Annotated in this window: 1 rRNA gene; it reads right to left on the reverse strand. The window is 38.4% G+C overall.

Annotated elements, in window-relative coordinates:
• Positions 1–259 precede the first annotated feature (259 nt).
• Positions 260–370, reverse strand: a 16S ribosomal RNA gene (locus tag L1D60_RS23510); the annotation flags it as partial.

Below are 370 nucleotides of genomic sequence, written 5' to 3' on the forward strand. Positions count from 1 at the left end.
GTTCTTATTACGTGTTTGCCGGACTCAATTTTTGCTCTTTATTTTCACTTTTAAAAAGTGAAGACAAAAAGCCAAGACACTTGAATGTGTTTGTGTTGTGTTTATCCAAAGGATAAACATTGAGAACTTTTAATTTGATTTAAATAACTKTGTTATTTAAATCAGTCAGCTTTCCAAATTGTTAAAGAGCAATAATAGCTCGAAGCTTTCGCTTCAAAACCATCAATCTGTGTGGAYACTTATCGTGAAYATCTTCGTATAAGGAGGTGATCCAGCCCCAGGTTCCCCTAGGGCTACCTTGTTACGACTTCACCCCAGTCATGAACCACAAAGTGGTGAGCGTCCTCCCGAAGGTTAAACTACCCACTTC

Source organism: Vibrio sp. Isolate30 (assembly GCF_022397975.1).
Classification (GTDB): Bacteria; Pseudomonadota; Gammaproteobacteria; order Enterobacterales; family Vibrionaceae; genus Vibrio; species Vibrio fortis.